The organism is Deltaproteobacteria bacterium (assembly GCA_022340465.1).
Taxonomy (GTDB): Bacteria; Desulfobacterota; Desulfobacteria; order Desulfobacterales; family B30-G6; genus JAJDNW01.
In genome coordinates, this window is record JAJDNW010000044.1 from 89,197 (window position 1) to 95,196 (window position 6,000).

A 6,000-nucleotide genomic window follows, 5' to 3' on the forward strand; every position below is an offset into this window, starting at 1 on the left:
TGTTGCCGCATGACGATTATGGTTACATATACATTCCCTTAATGCATGAATCCAATCGGTTGGGTATTTTTTTCGTGTTTCAAACGGCAAAGCACGGGGTTGACTAATCGGGTGGAGATGTTACTCTCCTTCCCAATCTATGTCAACCGAAGTTGACCATTTTTGCCATGTGGAAGGGATGCCATGAAAGCGACGGATCTATACAATCAAGCCCACCTTTTCGTATCCGCAATGCGGATCCTTGCATACAAAAATTCGGCGCCGCCCGCCATCGACGACGTGTGCGACCTGCTTTCGATTTCCAGAGAACAGGGGCACTACATCTGCCGGAAACTGCAGGAACACGACGCCGTCAAACTGGTGGAAAGCGCCTACGGCCCCCGGCTTTTCATCAGCGACCACCTGAAGCTCGAAGAGATCCCCGTCGAGGAGCAGGGGGACCGTCTGCAGGAAGCCCTCAAGGCGTTCCAGAGCGCCCGCCAGGGACACTCCCAAAAGGTGGCCGCCATTCAGAAGGAACAAACGCAGAAAAAGAAGAATCTGTTTGCCGACCTGGAAAAACAGCTAAAAAAGAATCTGAACAAAACATGACCGCGGATCCGGGGTCATGTTTTGTTCAGATTCTTTTTTATTACTTCAATCCGATCTTCCAGTTCCAAAGCCCCTCCCGCGGCTTCATTCTCACGCCGGCGGGGATCGGCTCGTCCAGCTCGACGAAACAGCGGTAGCCGGCGTTGTAAAGCTGCTCTCTTTTAGCCGAGAGATCCAGGGCCCAGTTGGGGAACAACCAGTATTCATGCCCGTTTTTTACGGCCCAGGCCTGCTCTCCCCTGGGGCTGGAAAAAGGCCGGTTCTGCTCGATGCCGGAGGAGAGGGTGCGTGAAATGCACAGCGGCCACGTCCCGGCCAGCACGATTCCCAGGGGCAGCGAGCTGACCTTGGGCATCGCCAGAAGATCCTCCGCGCCCATTTCGGGGCTGACCACGGCACCGGTGAAGCCCATCCGCTTCAAGGCGTCCACGGCCAGGGGGTTGGCGATGTTGCAAAAAGGGCCCGCCCACAAATGCAGCCCGTTCAGGGAGGGAAAAAATACCGTTTGCCACGGGGCGTTGAGCAGGAAGGTGCGGGCGCCTTTTTTCAGGGCCTGCCGCACCTGCGCCGCGCATTCGGCCTCGGTGTCGGGCCACACCACCGGCGGCAGACACCACCAGATCCTGCCGGCCGTACCCTTGGAAACCCTGGAAAGCGACGTGTCCGACAGCCACAAACCCGTGCGGTCCTTCCCCCTGGCACCCCTCGTGTCCGGCTGCCGGCGGATGTGCAGCTCCACGTCGGCCGTGCGCCCCCGGTATCGCCGGGGAAGCTTCAGGCTGAAACGCTCCGGGCGGCGCTTCTCATCCGCCAACCCTTCCATTTGCTTTTCAAGCCCGGCCAGCTTTCGTTCAAGGGCCGCCTCCTTGCGGTCGATCAGAAAAACCGGCGTCCCTCTCATTTCCTTCCGCCCGCCGGGGATCTTCAAGTAGAGCCGCCCCCTCTTGGGGATGTGCCGGGACACCTTGCGCACGGCGTGCCATTTGTCGTCTTCGTATCCGATTCTGAGGACGTCGTTTTTAAATAGCTCCTCCCGCGCGGTGATATACGGTTTGGTTCTGCCGCCCTGCAGCCGCCCCACGAGCAGCCCGGACCCTGTCTGCCCTTCCACCTTTACAGGCGCCTGGGGACGTTGGGGCAAAAAGTTGTAGTGGGTGCCCGGGCGTCCCAGTGCGAGTGAAAGAAGCTCGAGTGCGGCTTTTTTCACGGCGGGGTCTTGGCCCTCGTCCCGCAGCATTTTGTAGGCCAGAACCGTGTAGTACACATAGTGCGGCCCCTTTTTACGCCCCTCTATTTTCCAGGTGACGACCTCGGGTATCGATTTCAACACCTTCACCAGGACATCCAGGCTGAAATCCTGGCAGGAAAAAAGGCGCCCGCTTTCACCGCCTGCGGCATACCGCCGCCTGCAGGGCTGTACGCACCGCCCCCTCAGGCTGCTCCTGCCGCCCAGGTAGCTGCTCCAGTAGCAGCGCCCGGAAACGCCGTAGCACAGGGCGCCGTGGATGAAGGTCTCCAGACCCATGCCGGCCGGGCAGGCGCCGGCCAGGGCTTTGATTTCATCCACGCTGAGTTCCCGCGGCAGGACGACCCGGTCGATCCCCAGCTTCTTGTGCACGAGGTCGAGGGCCCCTTTGAACGTGACATTGGCCAGGGTGGAAAAGTACAGTTCGCCCGCATAGCCGGCCTGCCGGGCCAGGCCCATAAGGCCCAGATCCTGGATGATCAGGGCGTCGGGCTTGACCTCCCCGGCCAGTTGGGCCAGCATTCGGCCGGCCGCCTCCAGTTCGTCGGGCCTGACGAGGGTGTTGAAAGCCACATAAACCCGTGTGCCCTGCCGGTGGGCCAACCGGGTCAGGACGGCCAAATCGGTAAAGCTGAAATTTTTGGCTTCCATGCGGGCGGAGAACTGCTTCAGGCCGCAGTATACCGCATCCGCACCGGCTGCCAGGGCCGCCAGAAAAGCGGCCCGGCTGCCGGCCGGCGCCAGAATTTCGGTTTTTTTGGTTTCGGACATGTCAGCCATTGTAATCACACCCAAACCGGCCTGCAAGTAAAATTCGGTATACGCTTCACGGCGTGCACCGTACACCGTCGCTCTTGCTCAATGCTTCCAACCTCCGCCTCAGCACTCATTTCTCAGTCCTTTCACTCGGGCCATTGACCCCGGAATCCTCGAATCTCTATCCTCCCCTTGCCCGGAAGCCATCCTGTATTATATTAGCTGATGTAGTGTTTGTGAGAATAACGTTCCGTATGCCCTAAGCGGGCGCCGGGATCGATCAGTTACAACCGAGGATACGCTCATGAAAATTGCAGTAAGCGGCAAAGGCGGCGTGGGCAAGACCACCTTTTCATCCATGTTGATCCGGTCGTTGGACGCCGACGGCAAACGCGTGCTGGCCATCGACGCCGACCCGGATGCCAACCTGGCATCCGCCGTGGGTATCGAAGGCGCAGACAAGATCACTCCCATCGCCGAGATGAAGGACCTGATTTTCGAAAGAACCGGGGCCCAGCCCGGCACCATCGGCGGCTTTTTCTCGCTCAATCCCAAAGTGGACGACCTGCCCGAAGCGCTTTCGGCCAGGCTCAACAACATCAAACTCATGCGCCTCGGCGGGGTCAAGAAGGGCGGCGGCGGCTGCATCTGCCCGGAAAGCACCATGCTCAAAGCCCTGGTTGCCCATGTGGTTATCGCCAGGGATGAAGTCGTCGTCTTGGACATGGAAGCCGGCATCGAACACCTGGGCAGGGGAACCGCGCAAAGCGTCGACAAGCTCATCGTGGTCGTGGAGCCTGGCCGTCGCAGCATCGATACGGCCGAACACATCAAGCAGCTGGCCGAAGAAATCCACCTGAAAAACATTGCCGTCGTCGGCAACAAGATCCGCGGACCCCAGGATGAGGCCTTTCTGCGCAAGCATCTGAACGGCTTCGAATTTCTGGGATTCATGCCCTATGACGACGCCTTGATCCAGGCCGATCTTGACGGCAGGTCGCCCTTCGATGTGGAATCGACCGCCAAAGACAGCGTCGTGCAGATGATGCATGCGTTTTAATGCACCATGATTGCACACCGCCTGACCCTGGAAAAGGGTCGCACACTGCTCCAGCACCGCGGAAGCGCCAGCAACCAGTATATTCTGGAAGATTCACGGGAGGACGCCGCCTATCTCGTTGACTGCGGGATGCCCTCGGATGCAGCCGGACTCGCCGAGGTCCTCGAGGGGATGCCCCCCTTGAAACGCGTTGTCTGCACCCACTTTCACGTGGATCACGTGGCCGGCTGGATTCGGCTCAAACGCCGCTTCGCATCGGCCCGGATCTATTTCCACCGGGCCGCCGCACCGCTGGTCGAGGGGAAGGCGGTCATCCCCCTGCCGGGTTTCAAGGCCTGGAGGGAGGTCTTGATTCCCTGCATGCGGGAATCCGGCTACCTGCCCGCTCTCGGCGACATCCTCGACGGCGGTTTGTACGGGACGCCTTTTAAAAAGGGCTTCCCCGGGGACCGGGTGCGTTATTTCGACGAGGGGGATGACGTGCTGCCCGGTTTCATTGCCATCCACACCCCCGGTCACCGGCCCGACCACGTCGCCTACATGCACGTTGCCAGCGGTGTCCTGATATGTGGCGATTTCATTATCGTCATCGACGGCCGCCCTCTGGCCAACACCTTTCTATCCAGCCCTCCCGACCAGAGGGCCTCCCTCGAAAAAATCAGGACCACCCCCGGTATCGCGTCCGTTTGGCCGGGTCACGGCAGGGTAAGCCCTTTCGACGGTGATGCCCTCCGGCTTTTGCAAGGTTGAGTTAAATCCTGAAAGACCGTCGGAGCGCCGAAATTGACAGAGCGGCTGCAGTGGCTTATATTTTCCGAGTATTTCGAATTTAAACAGGTTTAGTAACGAATCCTGACCCAGAGAACCAAGTCTTAAATTTTGGAATAAATTCTATCCAATCGAGGAGTGTTATGATCGAATTAAAAAGCACCGACATCCGGAAAAGAAAAACGGCCACCCTGGCGGTGCCGCTATGCGAAGATGAAACCATTCACAGCGGTGCGGTTCAGGTGCTGGCGGAACAGGCGGCAACCTTCGAAGAGTTTGACGGCAAGGCGGGCGAGGAGCTCGTTTTACACAACCCGCCGGGCGTGAAGGCCGACCGCGTCATCTTCATGGGGCTCGGGAAACGCTCGCAAGTCCGCACCGACACACTGCGTACATTCGCCGGCAGAGCCGTTAAAGCGTGCATCCAGCGCAAGCTGTCCGGCGTGATGATAGCGGCACCGTCGGCCTCAAGCCTGAACCTGGAAACGGATGCCGTGCTCGAAGCGCTTCTCGAAGGGGCCTACCTGGGAAACCACCGCTTCGACAAGTACAAGCAGGAAAAAAAGCTAATCCCCTTGAAGCGCATGGGCGTCCTGACGACCCCGGGCAACGCCAAAAAGCAGGCCGCGCTCGTTCCACAGGTGGCGGCGGTCTGCGCGGGAACCCTGCTGGCGCGTGAGTGGGTCAGCACACCTTCCAACGACAAAAGGCCCGGTGCCTTTGCGCGCATGCTGGTGCGTGAAGCCAAAAAGGCAAACCTGAAAACCCGCGTGCTCACGGAAAAGGAGCTCCGTCAGGGCAAGTACGGCGCCATTCTAGCCGTCGGCCAGGGCAGCGAGGACAAGCCCCGGCTGGTGGAAATAGTCTATGCCCCCAAGGGAGCGAAAAAGACCGTCGCCCTGGTCGGCAAGGGGGTCACCTTCGACACCGGAGGCATCAACCTGAAACCCAGCGCAGGCATCGAGGACATGAAAATCGACATGTCGGGCGCCGCAGCGGTGGCGGCCACCATGCTCGCCGTCGCCAGGCTGAAGCCACGGGTCAAGATCGCCGGCGTTATCCCGATCGTGGAAAACATGCCGTCGGGCTCTGCCACCCGCCCCGGCGACATCGTCACAAGCTATGCCGGCAAAACCGTCGAGATCGGCAACACCGACGCCGAAGGCCGTCTGATCCTCATCGACGCCATGACGCACGCCCTGAAAAGATTCAAACCGGATGTCATGGTCGATATCGCCACGCTGACAGGGGCCTGCATGGTCGCGCTGGGGGAAAAGGTTGCCGGTGTCTTTTCCCATGACGACGAACTGGCGGAGGCGATCGTCGCCGCCGGCCGGAAGACCCATGAAAGAACCTGGCGCCTGCCGCTGCCCGAGGACTACAAGGATTTGTTGAAAAGCGACATTGCCGACCTGAACAACATGAGCAGTTCGCGCTACGGCGGCGCGATCACGGCCGCCCTCTTCCTTTCCGAATTCGCCGGCCAAGCCAGGTGGGCCCACATCGACATCGCCGGTCCGGCCCACATCAAAAAGGGTATGCCCACCTGCGAGGCCGGCGGCACCGGCTTCGGCGTGCG

General features: G+C 60.0%; 5 protein-coding genes. 4 read left to right on the forward strand and 1 reads right to left on the reverse strand.

What is annotated here, in order from left to right; genetic code table 11:
* Positions 1-183 precede the first annotated feature (183 nt).
* Entirely contained in the window at positions 184-591 is a 408-nt protein-coding gene (locus LJE94_07865) for a hypothetical protein (GenBank protein MCG6910023.1), read from the forward strand.
* Positions 592-631: 40 nt separating this feature from the next.
* Here LJE94_07865 and LJE94_07870 read toward each other — a convergent pair whose 3' ends face one another.
* Positions 632-2,608: a U32 family peptidase gene (locus LJE94_07870; GenBank protein MCG6910024.1), complete on the reverse strand. Its 1,977-nt coding sequence runs from the start codon at positions 2,606-2,608 to the stop codon at positions 632-634.
* Between the two features lie 289 nt (positions 2,609-2,897).
* Here LJE94_07870 and LJE94_07875 point away from each other — a divergent pair, with 289 nt between their 5' ends.
* The 3 genes from LJE94_07875 to LJE94_07885 form a co-directional block, all read left to right on the forward strand.
* Entirely contained in the window at positions 2,898-3,653 is a 756-nt protein-coding gene (locus tag LJE94_07875) for an AAA family ATPase (GenBank protein MCG6910025.1), read from the forward strand.
* A gap of 6 nt (positions 3,654-3,659) precedes the next feature.
* Positions 3,660-4,403, forward strand: a complete 744-nt coding sequence (locus tag LJE94_07880; GenBank protein MCG6910026.1) for an MBL fold metallo-hydrolase — start codon at positions 3,660-3,662, stop codon at positions 4,401-4,403.
* A gap of 161 nt (positions 4,404-4,564) precedes the next feature.
* On the forward strand, positions 4,565-6,000 hold a 1,436-nt coding region (locus tag LJE94_07885; protein MCG6910027.1), incomplete at its 3' end, for a leucyl aminopeptidase.

Coding starts and splice junctions, on each gene's coding strand:
- LJE94_07865 (MCG6910023.1), top strand. CDS start 184: ATGAAAGCGACGGATCTATACAATCAAGCCCACCTTTTCGTATCCGCA.
- LJE94_07870 (MCG6910024.1), bottom strand. CDS start 2,608: ATGTCCGAAACCAAAAAAACCGAAATTCTGGCGCCGGCCGGCAGCCGG.
- LJE94_07875 (MCG6910025.1), top strand. CDS start 2,898: ATGAAAATTGCAGTAAGCGGCAAAGGCGGCGTGGGCAAGACCACCTTT.
- LJE94_07880 (MCG6910026.1), top strand. CDS start 3,660: ATGATTGCACACCGCCTGACCCTGGAAAAGGGTCGCACACTGCTCCAG.